The sequence below is a fragment of the Streptomyces sp. NPDC127177 genome (assembly GCF_042672475.1).
GTDB lineage: Bacteria > Actinomycetota > Actinomycetes > Streptomycetales > Streptomycetaceae > Streptomyces.
This window is the reverse complement of record NZ_JBHXUW010000041.1, coordinates 1-16555: the sequence shown is the minus strand read 5'-3', so window position 1 is coordinate 16555 and position 16555 is coordinate 1. Positions and strand designations below refer to the sequence as shown.

Annotated in this window: 25 protein-coding genes; 23 read left to right on the top strand and 2 right to left on the bottom strand. The window is 68.0% G+C overall.

The features are described from left to right. Positions 1 to 4 precede the first annotated feature (4 nt). The gene (locus ACFVJX_RS24280; protein ID WP_384123307.1) at positions 5 to 2335 is read right to left on the bottom strand and encodes a poly(A) polymerase; all 2331 of its coding nucleotides are present in this window, start codon (positions 2333 to 2335) and stop codon (positions 5 to 7) included. Next, on the bottom strand, positions 2335 to 4005 hold the full coding sequence (locus ACFVJX_RS24275) for an RNA ligase family protein (RefSeq protein ID WP_384123305.1): 1671 nt from the start codon (positions 4003 to 4005) through the stop codon (positions 2335 to 2337). The genes ACFVJX_RS24280 and ACFVJX_RS24275 overlap by 1 nt, the downstream gene beginning before the upstream one ends. Before the next feature lie 507 nt (positions 4006 to 4512). Here ACFVJX_RS24275 and rpsJ point away from each other — a divergent pair. The 23 genes from rpsJ to ACFVJX_RS24160 all read left to right on the top strand — a co-directional run bounded on the left by rpsJ (position 4513) and on the right by ACFVJX_RS24160 (position 16396). Further along, positions 4513 to 4821 (top strand): 30S ribosomal protein S10, encoded by a 309-nt coding sequence (rpsJ, locus tag ACFVJX_RS24270; RefSeq protein WP_003948644.1) that lies wholly within the window; start codon positions 4513 to 4515, stop codon positions 4819 to 4821. A 14-nt stretch (positions 4822 to 4835) separates the two neighbouring features. After that, positions 4836 to 5480: a 50S ribosomal protein L3 gene (rplC, locus tag ACFVJX_RS24265; protein WP_014154591.1), complete on the top strand. Its 645-nt coding sequence runs from the start codon at positions 4836 to 4838 to the stop codon at positions 5478 to 5480. Positions 5481 to 5484: 4 nt separating this feature from the next. After that, the gene (gene rplD / locus ACFVJX_RS24260) at positions 5485 to 6138 is read left to right on the top strand and encodes a 50S ribosomal protein L4 (RefSeq protein WP_250968191.1); all 654 of its coding nucleotides are present in this window, start codon (positions 5485 to 5487) and stop codon (positions 6136 to 6138) included. Next, positions 6138 to 6461, top strand: coding sequence for a 50S ribosomal protein L23 (gene rplW / locus ACFVJX_RS24255; protein WP_014154589.1), 324 nt, complete (start codon positions 6138 to 6140; stop codon positions 6459 to 6461). Before rplD ends, rplW begins: the two co-directional genes overlap by 1 nt. 39 nt (positions 6462 to 6500) lie before the next feature. Beyond that, positions 6501 to 7337 carry a 50S ribosomal protein L2 gene (gene rplB / locus ACFVJX_RS24250; protein WP_145765090.1) on the top strand — a complete coding sequence of 279 codons (837 nt, stop codon included), beginning with the start codon at positions 6501 to 6503 and terminating at the stop codon, positions 7335 to 7337. 12 nt (positions 7338 to 7349) lie between these two features. Beyond that, positions 7350 to 7631 (top strand): 30S ribosomal protein S19, encoded by a 282-nt coding sequence (gene rpsS / locus ACFVJX_RS24245; protein WP_015610726.1) that lies wholly within the window; start codon positions 7350 to 7352, stop codon positions 7629 to 7631. Between the two features lie 42 nt (positions 7632 to 7673). Further along, the gene (rplV, locus tag ACFVJX_RS24240; protein WP_073733141.1) at positions 7674 to 8021 is read left to right on the top strand and encodes a 50S ribosomal protein L22; all 348 of its coding nucleotides are present in this window, start codon (positions 7674 to 7676) and stop codon (positions 8019 to 8021) included. After that, positions 8021 to 8857, top strand: a complete 837-nt coding sequence (rpsC, locus tag ACFVJX_RS24235) for a 30S ribosomal protein S3 (protein ID WP_250968190.1) — start codon at positions 8021 to 8023, stop codon at positions 8855 to 8857. The genes rplV and rpsC overlap by 1 nt, the downstream gene beginning before the upstream one ends. Before the next feature lie 5 nt (positions 8858 to 8862). Further along, positions 8863 to 9282 (top strand): 50S ribosomal protein L16, encoded by a 420-nt coding sequence (rplP, locus tag ACFVJX_RS24230; RefSeq protein ID WP_003966953.1) that lies wholly within the window; start codon positions 8863 to 8865, stop codon positions 9280 to 9282. Then, positions 9282 to 9506, top strand: coding sequence for a 50S ribosomal protein L29 (gene rpmC, locus ACFVJX_RS24225; RefSeq protein WP_014047786.1), 225 nt, complete (start codon positions 9282 to 9284; stop codon positions 9504 to 9506). Before rplP ends, rpmC begins: the two co-directional genes overlap by 1 nt. Then, positions 9506 to 9790: a 30S ribosomal protein S17 gene (gene rpsQ / locus ACFVJX_RS24220; RefSeq protein WP_024494977.1), complete on the top strand. Its 285-nt coding sequence runs from the start codon at positions 9506 to 9508 to the stop codon at positions 9788 to 9790. The genes rpmC and rpsQ overlap by 1 nt, the downstream gene beginning before the upstream one ends. 110 nt (positions 9791 to 9900) lie before the next feature. After that, positions 9901 to 10269 (top strand): 50S ribosomal protein L14, encoded by a 369-nt coding sequence (rplN, locus tag ACFVJX_RS24215; protein WP_003966950.1) that lies wholly within the window; start codon positions 9901 to 9903, stop codon positions 10267 to 10269. A 2-nt stretch (positions 10270 to 10271) separates the two neighbouring features. Beyond that, a complete protein-coding gene (rplX, locus tag ACFVJX_RS24210) occupies positions 10272 to 10595 on the top strand; it encodes a 50S ribosomal protein L24 (RefSeq protein WP_018550616.1) in 324 nt (107 codons plus the stop codon). Continuing rightward, positions 10595 to 11152, top strand: a complete 558-nt coding sequence (gene rplE, locus ACFVJX_RS24205; RefSeq protein WP_018550615.1) for a 50S ribosomal protein L5 — start codon at positions 10595 to 10597, stop codon at positions 11150 to 11152. The genes rplX and rplE overlap by 1 nt, the downstream gene beginning before the upstream one ends. 2 nt (positions 11153 to 11154) lie before the next feature. Next, on the top strand, positions 11155 to 11340 hold the full coding sequence (locus ACFVJX_RS24200) for a type Z 30S ribosomal protein S14 (RefSeq protein WP_024491590.1): 186 nt from the start codon (positions 11155 to 11157) through the stop codon (positions 11338 to 11340). A 224-nt stretch (positions 11341 to 11564) separates the two neighbouring features. Next, the gene (gene rpsH, locus ACFVJX_RS24195; RefSeq protein WP_024491591.1) at positions 11565 to 11963 is read left to right on the top strand and encodes a 30S ribosomal protein S8; all 399 of its coding nucleotides are present in this window, start codon (positions 11565 to 11567) and stop codon (positions 11961 to 11963) included. A 21-nt stretch (positions 11964 to 11984) separates the two neighbouring features. Continuing rightward, positions 11985 to 12524 carry a 50S ribosomal protein L6 gene (gene rplF / locus ACFVJX_RS24190; protein WP_311303763.1) on the top strand — a complete coding sequence of 180 codons (540 nt, stop codon included), beginning with the start codon at positions 11985 to 11987 and terminating at the stop codon, positions 12522 to 12524. Positions 12525 to 12527: 3 nt separating this feature from the next. Continuing rightward, positions 12528 to 12911, top strand: coding sequence for a 50S ribosomal protein L18 (gene rplR / locus ACFVJX_RS24185; protein ID WP_024491593.1), 384 nt, complete (start codon positions 12528 to 12530; stop codon positions 12909 to 12911). A 47-nt stretch (positions 12912 to 12958) separates the two neighbouring features. Further along, the gene (gene rpsE, locus ACFVJX_RS24180; RefSeq protein WP_384123300.1) at positions 12959 to 13555 is read left to right on the top strand and encodes a 30S ribosomal protein S5; all 597 of its coding nucleotides are present in this window, start codon (positions 12959 to 12961) and stop codon (positions 13553 to 13555) included. Then, positions 13555 to 13737: a 50S ribosomal protein L30 gene (gene rpmD, locus ACFVJX_RS24175; protein ID WP_024491595.1), complete on the top strand. Its 183-nt coding sequence runs from the start codon at positions 13555 to 13557 to the stop codon at positions 13735 to 13737. The genes rpsE and rpmD overlap by 1 nt, the downstream gene beginning before the upstream one ends. A gap of 1 nt (position 13738) precedes the next feature. Continuing rightward, positions 13739 to 14194: a 50S ribosomal protein L15 gene (gene rplO / locus ACFVJX_RS24170; RefSeq protein ID WP_123461069.1), complete on the top strand. Its 456-nt coding sequence runs from the start codon at positions 13739 to 13741 to the stop codon at positions 14192 to 14194. Between the two features lie 223 nt (positions 14195 to 14417). Further along, a complete protein-coding gene (secY, locus tag ACFVJX_RS24165) occupies positions 14418 to 15737 on the top strand; it encodes a preprotein translocase subunit SecY (RefSeq protein ID WP_384123298.1) in 1320 nt (439 codons plus the stop codon). Next, complete coding sequence (locus ACFVJX_RS24160; RefSeq protein WP_384123296.1) at positions 15737 to 16396, top strand: adenylate kinase; 660 nt, start codon at positions 15737 to 15739, stop codon at positions 16394 to 16396. The genes secY and ACFVJX_RS24160 overlap by 1 nt, the downstream gene beginning before the upstream one ends. Positions 16397 to 16555: the final 159 nt, after the last annotated feature.

Here is a 16555-nt window from a genome sequence, read left to right as displayed (position 1 = left end):
TCTCTCAGAGGGCGAAGGCCGGACCCCCGGCCGACCGGAGAGTGGACGGGTCCACCGGCGCCAGCGACGCGTCCCGGATCCCGCGCAGCAGCTCCGCCCCGATCTCCGCCAGCCGGGGCCCGTCGGGCGGGGACGCGCCCAGGCCGATCGCGTATCCCGTGCGACCGCCGGCCGTGTTCGGGCGCGGCCAGACGCGGGCGTCGGCTGCGCCCGCCTCGGCGAGGGCGGCGAGCAGGGCCAGCAGCCGACCGCGGAGTCTGCCCTCGTCGTCCGGACCGGTGGGTACGGAGGCGAGGGCCCAGCGTGGGTGGCCTTCGCGCAGCACGGGCGGTGCGCACAGCAGGGGGCGCGGGTCGGACCCGTCCGGGGCGGAATCCAGGATCTCCCAGGCACGGAAGAGTTCGGCGGTGAGGAGATCGCGGCCGGCGGGGGAGACCTGCGTGGTGCAGGAGCGCGCGGGGTCGGTCGGGGTCAGCACGGTGACGGGGGCGCCGGGGTCGGTCGGGGTCAGCACGGTGACGGGGGCGCCGGTGGCCGGGGCCGGGCCGACCGCATCGCGCCAGTCCCATGCCGCCCAGGTCGCGAAGAAGTGCCGGAGCAGCGGCAGGGCCGGCAGGGCGCCCGACTCGTGGGCGGTACGCGCCGCGAGTACGGTCCAGGCCAGTCCCGGCAGTGTGCCGCAGGGGGCGGAGTCCAGGCCGCGCGCCAGCGCCCATGCCTTGATGTCGCGGGCCAGGACCTTGAAGGCCGGCCGGTGGGGGTCCGCCGCCGCGAGCACCGCGTCGGCATCGCTCACCGCGCTCAGCGCGACGGCCGCCGCGTCGCCGAGCCCGGTGCGGCGGGCCACGGCCTCGTCGGGGGAGAGCGCACCGGTCGCGACGGCGGCCAGATCGACACCGGTCCCGTCCATGCGCCAGCGCAGGCCCGGTACCCGGGCGCCGGTCACCTCCCGCAGATCCCGGGCGCCGGGGAACGCGGCGACGAGCCGCCGCCGCAGCCCCGCCGGATCGGACGGGCCGGGCAGCGCCGCCACCAGGTCCACGTCCGCGCCGGGCAGTGCGCAGCCCATGCGCCGGGAGCCGACGAGGTGGACCCGGGCGCCGGGCAGGGCGGCCGCGACCCGTTCCACGAGGCGGTCCGCGTCGGCCGGTGCGGGGGGCGGCCCTGCCTCCGCGGGGACCCGCTCCGCGAGGCGATCGGCGTCGGCGTCGGTGCCGTGGCGTTCCGGCAGGGCTCCGGCCATGCCGAGCTCCACCCGTACGCCGAAGTGATCGGAGATGTACAGCCCCTCCGCGCCCGGCGCAGCGCCGGTGAGCGCGGCGTTCCGGGCCCGCAGCCTCTCCGTGCGCAGCAGCACCCGGTCCAGCCGGGAGACGCGCCCCGACAGTGAGGAGACGGCGGCCAGCGGGTTGACGGACGGATCGAAGGTCGCGGTCCGGTCCGTGGGGCCGTGCACCTCGTGCCAGGCGTCCGCCATCGTGAGCCGGCTCTGCGGGCGGTCGCCGCCGTCGTTGAAGTCGCCGACGAGCAGCAACTCACCCTCGACGCCGGCCAGCCCCGTTGCCAGCTCGGCGAGTTCGGCGTCCCGGCGGACGGCGCCCTCGGGGGAGTGGTCGCTGCTGAGGTGGGTCACGGCCACCGTGACGGGGCCCCCGGCCGTGTCCACGACCGCGGCCGCGACGGCCTTGTGCGGGCCGAGGGAGTGCAGCCCCGCCTCGCGCACGGGCAGTCGGCTGAGCAGCAGCAGGCCGTAGTCCGGTACGTCCCGGCCCAACGGTTCGCTCGCGACGACGTATCCGTCGCGCACCCAGCCGGAGCCCAGCAGCAGATCCAGCAGCGCGGGCTCCGCCTCCTGGAGCGCGATGACGTCCGCGTCCGCCGCGCGCAGGGCGTCGAGCAGCAGGGGCCGGCGCCGGGCGGTGTCGATGCGGTCGCTGTCGTAACGGTCCCAGAGGGTGTTCCAGGTGAGGACGGTCAGACCGGGGGACGGGGCGGGGGACCCGGCCGCCGCCGGTTCCCAGGTGCCCGTGGAAGGGGAGAAGGCGTTCGGAACGCGGGAGGTGAAGTAGGGGGACGGCAGGCGGCGCGGGCTCCGCACTCGTCCCGCGTCCGTCGCGTCGATCCGGTCGGTGCCGGTGGACCGGTCCCACACCGTCTCGCCGTCCGCCTCGAAGAACAGCACCCGGTGCCAGGGGATGTCCCCGCCCGGGGTGAACCGGTCCAGCGGTACGCGCTTGGGGTCCCGGCCGCGCTGGGCGACGCCCAGCACGAAGCGCGCCGGGTCGAACCTGGCGTCCCAGCGGACCCGGTGGTAGATCTCCTCGCTCGTACGCATCAGGTCCGGTCCTCCACGGTGGTGCTGGTGCCGATGTACCAGGTGCGGTGCGCCTGGCCGGGGTACGGCGGCACGAACCGGCGCAGCTGCGAGGCCAGCACCTCCGGGGGCACGGGGTGCTCCCGCCGCCCGTTGCGCGCGGTGAGCTCCTCCTCGCCGATCCACGCCACGGCATGGGTGACCAGCGCGTCCCGGTGGCGGGCGACCGCGTGCACCTGGGAGCGCTGGTGCACGTTGAGCGAGGTGGCGTCCCAGACCACGGTGGCGCCGGGGACCAGTGCTTCGTCCAGCCGCCGCAGGCCCTCGCGCAGTACGTCGCCGTTGGCGCTCTGGTCGGCGCGGGAGCCGCGCGCCCGCCGCAGGTCGTCGAGGGAGACGTAGGTGTCGGTGCCGGACAGTCCGCGGCCGAAGGTGCTCTTGCCGCTGCCCGACGGGCCGGCCAGGTGGACCAGGCGCGGGAAGTCGCCGGACCGCCACCGCCAGGTCGCGGCGGTGGCCTCCTGCGCGGTGCTGATCCGGCCCAGCGCGTAGGCCTCCCGGGCCTGGGCGCGGCAGCGGTCGGCCGCGTCGGGCTCCAGACCGGCGAACTCCTCCTGGAGCCCGTCCGGTTCGGCCGCCTCCTGGGCGTGCAGCTGCGACCACTCCACCTGTTCGCGGGCGTCCGGGGTGGTGGCGAGACCGGAGGCCACCGCGTGCAGCACCGGCAGGCCGGCGGCCCACGACATCCGCACCAGTCCGCCGCGGCGCTCCTCGTCCGGGTGGGGGCGGTGCAGCAGGGGTGCCAGGCCCGCGAGGTCCGCGGTGCGGCGGGCGAGCGGCATGCCGAGCGGGCCCGCGAGTGCCGGTGCCAGCGCGGCCCGGCGGGTGCCGTGCAGCAGGGCGGCGAGCACTCCGGTCAGCCGGTCGTCACCAGTGCGGCCGAGTACGTCCAGGGCGTCGGCGGTCCTGCGGGCGGCCGGTGCGTCGCCCGGGGCGCTCCCCACGGCGGCGGCGAGTGCGCCGGGGTCCACCGGGGCGCCCGAGCGCACGTCCCACAGGGCGGCGGCCGGTCCGAGCGTGTTCTCCACGACCGCCGCGTGCATCCAGTGGGTGTCCGTACGGACGTGGCCGGGCCGTACCCACTTGGCGACCCGGCGGCCGAACGCGGCGGCCGGGAACTCCCCGGCGGGCCGTACGACGTAACCCTCCTGGCGGCCGGTGTCCAGCCGCAGCGCCCGCAGTGTCCGCTCCGCGCGGGCGTCGAACACCCCGCGCCACAGCACGGGCGGCGTCGGGATGCCCAGGTCCCGGAGGAAGGCCACGGTCTCGTCCCAGGCCAGGCAGGTGTCCCCGTCCCAGACGGAGAAGCCGTAGAAGTGGCCCGCCAGTTCGTCGTACGGGATCGAATGGCGGGCGAACACGTTCTCGCCGCAGATCCGCCAACCCGCGGGGACGCGGGGGCCGACGCGCCCCTGGAGTGCCTTGACCCGGGCCCGGGACGGGTGGTGCGCGGAGTCGGGGGACCGGGCGTGCAGTCCGTCGGCGTACAGCGTGGTGTTCTCGCCGTCCAGCTTCTCGGTGACGACGACCTGCGAGCCGCTGAGCGCGGCGAGGTCCGTGATCCGTACGTCGTCCGATGCGGCCCCCGGCGACCAGGGCAGGTGCGGGGTCCGCGGATAGTGCGTACGCATGATCTCTGCCCCCGGTGCCGATGCCTTTCCCGGCCGGTCACTGTAGGGGCGGTGCGTCGCGGCGCTCGACCGAATTACGGTGCGGGGGAGGCGAACGGGCGTCGCCGATGCGTGCCCGCGTTTGACCATCGGACCCCGGGGGGTAAGATCCTCCGCCCGATTGGCCAGGCTCATACCCCGTATGGCACACTGACCAGGTTGCTCGGTTGAGTGTCAATGCTGCGCGCCTCCCGCCGGGAGGACCGGAAGCGAGTCCCACAGTACTCGTCGGCCCTTTGGGCCGGACGTACGGGAATCTTTCGGGAAGCGTATGTGTGGCACCGGCCAGGCACCCGGTGGGGTTCCTCCCCCGGCATCCGCGGTCTCAGGCCCGCACCCCCTTGGTTGGGATCTCTTTCGGGAGATTTTCGTAGAGGGGATGCGACACGCCCGACCGCGTGGGTCGGAGGCGGAGTAATCAGATCCCCGGGTTCCAGAGCGTTACGAGAGACAGGACTACTAGTAGCCATGGCGGGACAGAAGATCCGCATCCGGCTCAAGGCCTACGACCACGAGGTCATCGACTCCTCGGCGAAGAAGATCGTCGAGACGGTGACCCGCACTGGTGCGTCGGTCGCGGGCCCGGTGCCGCTGCCCACTGAGAAGAACGTGTACTGCGTCATCAAGTCGCCGCACAAGTACAAGGACTCTCGCGAGCACTTCGAGATGCGCACGCACAAGCGCCTCATCGACATTCTCGACCCCACGCCGAAGACGGTTGACTCGCTGATGCGCCTCGACCTGCCGGCTGGCGTCGACATCGAGATCAAGCTCTGAGGGGACGGGCCGAGATGAGCAAGAACATCAAGGGCGTCCTGGGCGAGAAGCTCGGCATGACCCAGGTCTGGGACGAGAACAACCGGGTTGTCCCGGTGACCGTCGTCAAGGCCGGGCCGTGCGTCGTGACGCAGGTTCGTACGAACGACAGCGACGGCTACGAGTCGGTCCAGATCGCCTTCGGCGAGATCGACCCGCGCAAGGTGAACAAGCCCCTCAAGGGCCACTTCGCCAAGGCCGACGTCACCCCGCGCCGCCACCTGGTGGAGCTCCGCACCCCTGACGCCAGCGAGTACACGCTGGGCCAGGAGGTCACTGCCGAGGTGTTCGAGTCCGGCGTCAAGGTTGACGTCACGGGCAAGAGCAAGGGCAAGGGCTTCGCCGGTGTCATGAAGCGTCACAACTTCAAGGGCCTCGGCGCCGGACACGGCGTCCAGCGCAAGCACCGTTCCCCCGGTTCGATCGGTGGCTGCGCCACCCCTGGGCGTGTCTTCAAGGGCATGCGCATGGCCGGCCGGATGGGCAACGAGCGCGTCACCACCCAGAACCTGACCATCCACGCGGTTGACGCGGAGAAGGGTCTGCTCCTCATCAAGGGCGCGGTCCCCGGTCCGAACGGCGGCCTCGTCCTGGTCCGTACCGCGGCCAAGGGGGCTTGAGGTAATGAGCACCATTGACATCCTTTCGCCGGCAGGCGACAAGGCCGGTACCGTCGAGCTCCCCGCGGAGATCTTCGACGCGAAGACCAGCGTTCCGCTGATCCACCAGGTCGTTGTCGCACAGCTGGCAGCTGCCCGTCAGGGCACGCACAAGACCAAGCGTCGCGGCGAGGTCCGCGGTGGTGGGCGCAAGCCTTACCGCCAGAAGGGCACCGGCCGTGCGCGTCAGGGTTCGACCCGCGCGCCGCAGTTCGTCGGCGGTGGCGTCGTCCACGGCCCGCAGCCGCGTGACTACTCGCAGCGCACCCCCAAGAAGATGAAGGCCGCCGCCCTGCGCGGTGCCCTCTCCGACCGGGCGCGCCACTCCCGCATCCACGTCGTCACCGGCGTGGTCGAGGGTGCTGCGGTCTCCACGAAGGCCGCCAAGACGCTGTTCGGCAAGATCTCGGAGCGCAAGAACGTGCTCCTGGTCGTCGACCGCAGCGACGAGGCCGCGTGGCTCTCCGCTCGCAACCTGCCCCAGGTGCACATCCTGGACCCGGGCCAGCTGAACACGTACGACGTGATCGTCTCTGACGACGTGGTCTTCACCCAGGCCGCTTTCGAGTCCTTCGTGTCTGGCCCCCAGACCGCTGAGACCGAAGGGAGCGACGCCTGATGAGTGAGGCGACCGTTACCAGCAAGACCTACTCCGACCCGCGTGACGTTCTCGTCAAGCCGGTTGTTTCGGAGAAGAGCTACGCGCTGCTCGACGAGAACAAGTACACGTTCATCGTCGCGCCCGGCTCCAACAAGACCCAGATCAAGCAGGCCGTGGAAGCGGTCTTCTCGGTCAAGGTCACCGGGGTCAACACGATCAACCGGCAGGGTAAGCGCAAGCGCACCAAGACCGGTTTCGGCAAGCGCGCTGACACCAAGCGCGCCATCGTGACCCTCGCTGAGGGCGACCGAATCGACATCTTCGGCGGCCCGACCTCCTAACGGAGGTCGAGTCGTCCGGAATCGGACGAGGACTGAGAAATGGGTATCCGCAAGTACAAGCCGACGACCCCGGGCCGTCGTGGCTCCAGCGTCGCCGACTTTGTCGAGATCACGCGGTCCACGCCGGAGAAGTCGCTGGTCCGCCCCCTGCACAGCAAGGGCGGCCGTAACAACACCGGTCGTGTGACCGTTCGCCACCAGGGTGGTGGCCACAAGCGCGCCTACCGCGTGATCGACTTCCGTCGTCACGACAAGGACGGCGTGCCGGCCAAGGTCGCGCACATCGAGTACGACCCGAACCGCACCGCGCGCATCGCGCTCCTGCACTACGCCGACGGCGAGAAGCGCTACATCATCGCGCCGCGCGGCCTGACGCAGGGCGACCGTGTCGAGAACGGCCCGGCCGCCGACATCAAGCCCGGTAACAACCTGGCGCTGCGCAACATCCCGGTCGGTACGACCATCCACGCCATCGAGCTGCGGCCCGGCGGCGGCGCGAAGTTCGCCCGTTCCGCGGGTGCCTCCGTGCAGCTGCTGGCGAAGGAGGGCACCATGGCCCACCTTCGTATGCCGTCGGGTGAGATCCGCCTGGTCGACGCCCGCTGCCGCGCCACGATCGGTGAGGTCGGCAACGCCGAGCAGTCGAACATCAACTGGGGCAAGGCCGGTCGCATGCGCTGGAAGGGCGTTCGCCCGTCCGTCCGCGGTGTTGCGATGAACCCGGTCGACCACCCGCACGGTGGTGGTGAAGGCAAGACCTCCGGTGGACGTCACCCGGTCTCGCCGTGGGGTCAGAAGGAGGGTCGTACTCGCTCGCCGAAGAAGGCATCGAGCAAGTACATCGTCCGCCGCCGCAAGACGAACAAGAAGCGCTAGGAGCGGGTTTAGATGCCGCGCAGTCTCAAGAAGGGGCCCTTCGTCGACGGCCACCTCGTCAAGAAGGTGGACGTCCAGAACGAAGCTGGCACCAAGAACGTCATCAAGACCTGGTCCCGTCGCTCGATGATCATCCCGGCCATGCTGGGTCACACCATCGCGGTGCACAACGGCAAGATCCACGTCCCGGTGTTCGTCACCGAGTCGATGGTCGGCCACAAGCTCGGCGAGTTCTCGCCGACTCGCACCTTCCGCGGCCACGTCAAGGACGACCGGAAGTCGAAGCGCCGCTAGCGCGGGGTGGAAACGACTATGACTCACACCGAAGGGACAACCATGGAAGCCAGGGCCCAGGCGCGGTACATCCGCGTCACGCCCATGAAGGCCCGCCGAGTGGTGGACCTCATCCGTGGCATGGATGCCACGGAGGCTCAGGCGGTCCTGCGTTTCGCCCCGCAGGCCGCGAGCGTGCCGGTTGGCAAGGTGCTTGACAGCGCCATCGCCAACGCTGCACACAACTACGACCACCCCGACGCTTCTTCGCTGGTCATCAGCGAGGCGTTTGTGGACGAGGGTCCGACCCTGAAGCGGTTCCGTCCGCGTGCTCAGGGCCGTGCCTACCGGATCCGTAAGCGGACCAGCCACATCACCGTGGTCGTCAGCAGCAAGGAAGGAACCCGGTAATGGGCCAGAAGGTTAACCCGCATGGGTTCCGGCTCGGCATTACCACGGACTTCAAGTCCCGTTGGTACGCCGACAAGCTGTACAAGGACTACGTCAAGGAAGACGTCGCCATTCGTCGCATGATGACGAAGGGCATGGAGCGGGCCGGCATCTCGAAGGTAGAGATCGAGCGCACCCGCGACCGCGTCCGCGTTGACATCCACACCGCCCGCCCGGGCATCGTCATCGGCCGCCGCGGCGCCGAGGCCGACCGCATCCGTGGCGAGCTGGAGAAGCTGACCGGCAAGCAGGTCCAGCTGAACATCCTCGAGGTCAAGAACCCCGAGGTGGACGCTCAGCTGGTGGCCCAGGCCGTCGCCGAGCAGCTCTCCTCCCGCGTCTCCTTCCGTCGTGCCATGCGCAAGAGCATGCAGAGCACGATGAAGGCCGGCGCCAAGGGCATCAAGATCCAGTGCGGCGGTCGTCTCGGCGGCGCCGAGATGTCCCGCTCGGAGTTCTACCGCGAGGGCCGCGTGCCCCTGCACACGCTCCGCGCGAACGTCGACTACGGCTTCTTCGAGGCCAAGACGACCTTCGGCCGCATCGGCGTGAAGGTCTGGATCTACAAGGGCGACGTCAAGAACATCGCCGAGGTCCGCGCCGAGAACGCTGCTGCCCGTGCGGGCAACCGCCCGGCCCGTGGCGGCGCTGACCGTCCGGCCGGCCGCGGTGGCCGTGGTGGCGAGCGTGGCGGTCGCGGCCGCAAGCCGCAGCAGTCGGCTCCGGCCGCCGAGGCCCCCAAGGCCGAGGCGCCCGCCGCTGCTCCGGCTGCTGAGAGCACCGGAACGGAGGCCTGACCGAAATGCTGATCCCCCGTAGGGTCAAGCACCGCAAGCAGCACCACCCGAAGCGCAGCGGTATGTCCAAGGGTGGCACGCAGGTTGCGTTCGGCGAGTACGGCATCCAGGCGCTGACCCCGGCGTACGTGACGAACCGTCAGATCGAGTCCGCTCGTATCGCGATGACCCGTCACATCAAGCGTGGCGGCAAGGTCTGGATCAACATCTACCCGGACCGTCCCCTGACGAAGAAGCCTGCCGAGACCCGCATGGGTTCCGGTAAGGGTTCTCCCGAGTGGTGGATCGCGAACGTCAAGCCGGGTCGGGTGATGTTCGAGCTGTCCTACCCGAACGAGAAGATTGCTCGTGAGGCGCTCACCCGCGCTGCTCACAAGCTTCCGATGAAGTGCCGGATCGTTCGGCGCGAGGCAGGTGAGTCGTGATGTCGGCCGGTACCAAGGCGTCCGAGCTGCGCGAGCTGGGCAACGAGGAGCTCCTCAACAAGCTCCGCGAGGCCAAGGAAGAGCTGTTCAACCTCCGCTTCCAGGCGGCGACCGGACAGCTCGAGAACCACGGCCGGCTCAAGTCCGTCCGTAAGGACATCGCCCGGATCTACACCCTGATGCGCGAGCGCGAGCTCGGCATCGAGACGGTGGAGAGCGTCTGATGAGCGAGAAGACTGTGACTGAGACGAACACTGACCGCGGTTTCCGTAAGACCCGTGAGGGTCTGGTCGTCAGCGACAAGATGGACAAGACCGTCGTCGTCGCTGTCGAGGACCGCGTCAAGCACGCGCTGTACGGCAAGGTCATCCGCCGTACGAACAAGCTCAAGGCTCACGACGAGCAGAACGCCGCCGGCGTCGGCGACCGTGTCATCCTCATGGAGACCCGGCCGCTGTCCGCCACGAAGCGGTGGCGCGTCGTCGAGATCCTCGAGAAGGCCAAGTAATTCCTGAGGGGCATTCCCCTCAGGCAGGTTCCGCCAGGCTCGGTGGGGAGCCTTCGTAAGTCACTTACGGAGCTCCCCACCGGGAACCGGCAGACGATCAGGAGATAGACGTGATCCAGCAGGAGTCGCGACTTCGCGTCGCCGACAACACGGGTGCGAAGGAAATTCTCACCATCCGTGTTCTCGGTGGCTCGGGTCGCCGCTACGCGGGCATCGGTGACGTCATCGTCGCCACCGTCAAGGACGCGATCCCCGGTGGCAACGTGAAGAAGGGTGACGTCGTCAAGGCCGTCATCGTTCGCACCGTCAAGGAGCGTCGTCGTCAGGATGGCTCGTACATCCGCTTCGACGAGAACGCCGCCGTCATTCTGAAGAACGACGGCGACCCCCGCGGCACCCGTATCTTCGGCCCGGTGGGCCGTGAGCTGCGCGAGAAGAAGTTCATGAAGATCATCTCGCTCGCGCCGGAGGTGCTGTAAGCATGAAGATCAAGAAGGGCGACCTGGTTCAGGTCATCACCGGTAAGGACAAGGGCAAGCAGGGCAAGGTCATCGTTGCCTACCCCGCTCAGGACCGCGTCCTCGTCGAGGGTGTCAACCGGGTCAAGAAGCACACGAAGGCCGGTCAGACCGCTCGCGGTTCGCAGACCGGTGGCATTGTGACGACCGAGGCCCCCGTCCACGTCAGCAACGTGCAGCTGGTTGTTGAGAAGGACGGCAACAAGGTCGTTACTCGCGTCGGCTACCGCTTTGACGACGAGGGCAACAAGATCCGCGTTGCCAAGCGCACCGGTGAGGACATCTGATGACTACCACCACAGCGCCGCGTCTCAAGACGCGCTACCGCGAGGAAATCGCCGGCAAGCTGCGTGAGGAGTTCTCCTACGAGAACGTCATGCAGATCCCCGGCCTGGTCAAGATCGTGGTCAACATGGGTGTGGGCGACGCCGCCCGCGACTCCAAGCTGATCGATGGCGCCGTGCGCGACCTCACCACGATCACCGGCCAGAAGCCGGCCGTCACCAAGGCCCGCAAGTCGATCGCGCAGTTCAAGCTGCGCGAGGGGCAGCCGATCGGCTGCCACGTCACCCTCCGTGGTGACCGCATGTGGGAGTTCCTGGACCGTACGCTGTCGCTCGCGCTTCCGCGTATCCGTGACTTCCGTGGCCTGTCGCCGAAGCAGTTCGACGGCCGTGGCAACTACACCTTCGGTCTCACGGAGCAGGTCATGTTCCACGAGATCGACCAGGACAAGATCGACCGGGTCCGGGGCATGGACATCACCGTGGTCACCACGGCGACCAATGACGACGAGGGTCGTGCCCTCCTTCGTCACCTCGGCTTCCCGTTCAAGGAGAACTGACCGTGGCGAAGAAGTCCCTGATCGCTAAGGCCGCCCGCAAGCCGAAGTTCGGCGTCCGCGGGTACACCCGCTGCCAGCGCTGCGGCCGGCCCCACTCCGTCTACCGCAAGTTCGGCCTGTGCCGCGTGTGCCTTCGTGAGATGGCTCACCGTGGCGAGCTGCCGGGCGTGACCAAGAGCTCCTGGTAATCCTCCTTCGCCCTTTGGGCGTTGGGATTATCCGGAAGCTCTCGGTAAGTATCTGGTCGGCAGGAGCCCGGCCCCACATGCCGTAGGCTTGTGTGGTTGGGCGCCTGCCGCCCAAGACCGACTTACTACGCCGTAGGTCCCCGCACCGCACCCGTCCCGCCACTGAGTGGGGAGAGGGATGGCGCATACAGGAAACCCCGGCGAGAGAGGCCGAAGGCCAACTCATGACCATGACTGATCCCATCGCAGACATGCTCACGCGTCTGCGTAACGCGAACTCGGCGTATCACGACGACGTCAAGATGCCGCACAGCAAGATCAAGTCGCACATCGCGGAGATCCTCCAGCAGGAGGGCTTCATCACCGGCTGGAAGGTCGAGGACGCCGAGGTCGGCAAGAGCCTCGTTCTCGACCTGAAGTTCGGTCCGAACCGCGAGCGTTCGATCGCCGGCATCAAGCGTATTTCGAAGCCGGGTCTGCGTGTATACGCAAAGTCCACCAATCTGCCGAAGGTTCTGGGCGGCCTGGGCGTGGCGATCATCTCCACGTCCCACGGTCTCCTGACCGGCCAGCAGGCCAGCAAGAAGGGCGTAGGTGGGGAAGTCCTCGCCTACGTCTGGTAGTCGGGAACGGAGGAAAAGCTCATGTCGCGAATCGGCAAGCTCCCCATCCAGGTTCCCGCCGGTGTGGACGTCACCATCGATGGCCGCACGGTCGCGGTGAAGGGCCCCAAGGGTTCCCTCTCGCACACCGTTGCCGCGCCGATCGAGGTCACCAAGGGTGAGGACGGCGTCCTGAACGTCGTCCGCCCGAACGACGAGCGTCAGAACAAGGCCCTTCACGGCCTGTCCCGCACGCTGGTGGCGAACATGATCACCGGCGTGACCACGGGATACATCAAGGCGCTCGAGATCAGCGGTGTCGGTTACCGAGTCCAGGCGAAGGGCTCCAACCTGGAGTTCGCCCTGGGTTACAGCCACCCGATCCTCATCGAGGCCCCCGAAGGCATCACCTTCAAGGTCGAGTCCCCGACGAAGTTCACCGTCGAGGGCATCGACAAGCAGAAGGTCGGCGAGGTTTCGGCGAAGATCCGCAAGCTGCGGAAGCCCGACCCGTACAAGGCCAAGGGCGTCAAGTACGCCGGCGAGGTTATCCGCCGCAAGGTCGGAAAGGCGGGTAAGTAAGCCATGGCATACGGTGTAAAGATTGCCAAGGGCGACGCCTACAAGCGTGCCGCCCTCAAGCGCCGCCACATCCGCGTCCGGAAGCACATCTCCGGTTCGCCCGAGCGTCCGCGCTTGGTTGTGACGCGTTCGAACCGCCACATGGTCGCGCAGGTCATCGACGACATCGCGGGCCACACGCTCGCGTCGGCGTCGACGCTGGACGCATCCATCCGCGGCGTCGAGGGTGACAAGAGTGCCCTCGCCAAGCAGGTCGGGGCCCTGGTCGCCGAGCGCGCCAAGGCCGCAGGCGTCGAGGCCGTCGTGTTTGACCGCGGTGGTAACCAGTACGCCGGGCGGATTGCCGCTCTGGCTGACGCCGCCCGTGAAGCCGGGCTGAAGTTCTAAGCCCCGGTTCCTACGCACAGCGGACGTAACAGAGAGAGGTAATTCCAATGGCTGGACCCCAGCGCCGCGGAAGCGGTGCCGGTGGCGGCGAGCGGCGGGACCGGAAGGGCCGTGACGGTGCTGCGGCCGAGAAGACCGCGTACGTCGAGCGCGTCGTCGCGATCAACCGTGTCGCCAAGGTCGTGAAGGGTGGTCGTCGCTTCAGCTTCACCGCGCTGGTCGTGGTGGGCGACGGTGACGGCAGCGTCGGTGTCGGATACGGCAAGGCCAAGGAAGTTCCCGCGGCCATCGCCAAGGGCGTTGAAGAGGCCAAGAAGAGCTTCTTCAAGGTTCCGCGTATCCAGGGCACCATCCCGCACCCGATCCAGGGCGAGAAGGCTGCGGGCGTTGTCCTGCTCAAGCCTGCTTCCCCCGGTACCGGTGTGATCGCCGGTGGCCCGGTGCGCGCCGTTCTGGAGTGCGCGGGCGTTCACGACATCCTGTCGAAGTCGCTCGGTTCTTCGAACCCGATCAACATCGTGCACGCGACGGTGGCTGCCCTTCAGGGCCTGCAGCGTCCCGAGGAGATCGCGGCTCGCCGTGGTCTGCCCCTCGAGGACGTGGCCCCGGCCGCTCTGCTCCGTGCCCGAGCGGCGGGTGTGTGATGGCTCGCCTCAAGATCACGCAGACCAAGTCGTACATCGGCAGCAAGCAGAACCACCGCGACACCCTGCGTTCGCTCGGGCTCAAGCGCCTGCACGACGTGGTTGTCAAGGAGGACCGCCCCGAGTTCCGCGGAATGGCTAACACCGTCCGCCACCTCGTGACGGTCGAGGAGGTCGACTGACATGGCGGAGAACCAGCCGCTGAAGGCCCACGACCTCCGGCCTGCCCCGGGCGCCAAGACCGCCAAGACCCGTGTGGGTCGAGGCGAGGCGTCCAAGGGTAAGACCGCCGGACGTGGCACCAAGGGCACCAAGGCCCGCTACCAGGTTCCGGAGCGCTTCGAGGGTGGGCAGATGCCCCTCCACATGCGTCTCCCGAAGCTCAAGGGCTTCAAGAACCCGTTCCGCACCGAGTACCAGGTCGTGAACCTGGACAAGCTCGCGACGCTCTACCCCGAGGGTGGAGAGGTCACGGTGGCCGATCTGGTCGCCAAGGGCGCGGTGCGCAACAACCACCTCGTCAAGGTCCTCGGACAGGGCGAGATCTCCGTGGCGCTGCAGGTTTCGGTTGACGCCGTCTCCGGCTCCGCCAAGGAGAAGATCGCCGCTGCGGGCGGCACCGTCACTGAGCTCGTCTGAGGCAACTCGGACAGTTCGGTGGACTGAACATCCGACCGGGGATGCCTCTCATATGGGGCATCCCCGGTTGGTCGTTCCTAGGGGGGCATGTACGCCGGTAAGGTGGCCTCCGTTGCTGTGGTAACCCCTGGGCGCAGACGTCCAGGGACCTTTGACTATTACGTATTCGTCGATCCTCAAGACCGTCACCTCTACGCATCGCGCGGGGGTCGCAGGAGGCACCGTGCTCACCGCGTTCGCCCGGGCGTTCAAGACGCCCGACCTGCGCAAGAAGCTGTTCTTCACGCTCGGCATCATCGTGCTCTACCGGCTCGGGGCACACATCCCGGTCCCGGGAGTGAGCTACGAGAACGTCCAGACCTGTGTTGATCAGGCAAGCAAGGGCAACAACAGCCTCTTCGGCCTGGTGAACATGTTCAGCGGTGGTGCACTGCTGCAGATCACGATCTTCGCGCTCGGCATCATGCCGTACATCACGGCCAGCATCATTCTTCAGCTGCTGACCGTGGTGATCCCCCGACTCGAGGCGCTCAAGAAGGAGGGGCAGTCCGGCCAGGCAAAGATCACGCAGTACACGCGTTATCTGACGGTCGCACTCGCCATCCTGCAGGGCACCGGTCTGGTGGCCACGGCCACCAGCGGCGCGCTGTTCAGCGGCTGCCCCGTCGCCGACCAGATCGTCCCGAACCACTCCATCTTCACGACCATCGTCATGGTCACCACGATGACCGCCGGCACCGCCTGCGTGATGTGGCTCGGTGAGCTCATCACCGACCGCGGCATCGGCAACGGCATGTCGATCCTGATGTTCATCTCGATCGCGGCCAGCTTCCCCGGCGCCCTGTGGGCCATCAAGACGAGCGGCAAGCTCGCGGACGGCTGGATCGAGTTCGGCACCGTCATCCTGATCGGCTTCGTGATGGTGGCCCTCGTGGTCTTCGTCGAGCAGGCCCAGCGCCGTATCCCGGTGCAGTACGCGAAGCGCATGATCGGCCGCAGGTCCTACGGTGGTACGTCCACCTACATCCCGCTGAAGGTCAACCAGGCGGGTGTGATCCCCGTCATCTTCGCTTCTTCGCTGCTCTACATCCCGGCCCTGATCGTCCAGTTCTCCAACTCCACCGCGGGCTGGGCGACCTGGATCAAGGACCACTTCGTCAAGGGTGACCACCCGTACTACATCACCGCGTACTTCCTGTTGATCGTCTTCTTCGCCTTCTTCTATGTGGCGATTTCGTTCAACCCCGAGGAAGTCGCCGACAACATGAAGAAGTATGGTGGCTTCATTCCGGGTATCCGGGCTGGTCGACCTACTGCCGAGTACCTGAGCTACGTGCTCAACAGGATCACTTGGCCGGGCTCGCTGTACCTGGGTCTGATCGCTCTTGTGCCAACGATGGCGTTGGCAGGCTTCGGTGGCGCCAACCAGAACTTCCCGTTCGGCGGGACGAGCATCCTGATCATCGTGGGTGTGGGTCTGGAGACCGTGAAGCAGATTGAGAGTCAGCTCCAGCAGCGCAATTACGAAGGGTTCCTCCGCTGATGCGAATCGTCCTCGTCGGCCCGCCGGGTGCCGGCAAGGGAACGCAGGCTGCGTACCTTGCCAAGAACCTGTCGATTCCGCACATCTCCACGGGCGACCTCTTCCGCGCCAACATCAGCCAGGGCACTGACCTTGGCAAGCAGGCCCGCGCCTACATGGACGCGGGACAGCTGGTGCCGGACGAGGTCACGATCGGGATGGCCAAGGACCGTATGTCCCAGTCGGACGCGGTCAACGGCTTCCTGCTCGACGGCTTCCCGCGCAACGTGGGTCAGGCCGAAGCCCTTGATGTGATGCTCAAGGACGAGGGCGTAAAGCTGGACGCGGTACTCGACCTCGAAGTCCCCGAGGACGAGGTCGTGAAGCGGATCGCGGGCCGCCGCGTCTGCCGCAACGAGAGCGCGCACGTGTTCCACGTGACGTACAACCCGCCGAAGACCGAGGGTGTCTGCGACACCTGCGGCGGCGAGCTGTACCAGCGCGACGACGACAGCGAAGAGACGGTCCGCACCCGGCTCGAGGTCTACCACACGCAGACCGAGCCGATCATCGACTACTACAGGGCTCAGGACCTGGTGGTCACCATCTCCGCGCTCGGCAAGGTCACCGATGTGACCGAGCGGGCCATGGAGGCGCTCAAGAAGTCCGACGAGGGCTGAGAGCGAACCCCGCAGTACTCGTGCAGTCGGGCGCGGGGGGCAGGGGGGGCCCCGGCCCCAGTTTTGGGGGGGTTAGTGGTGGACAACCCACCCCACCCCCACCCAGGCGAAAAGCCCCGCCCCAAAGGAGTGGCAAATAAACAAAATAAACAACCCACC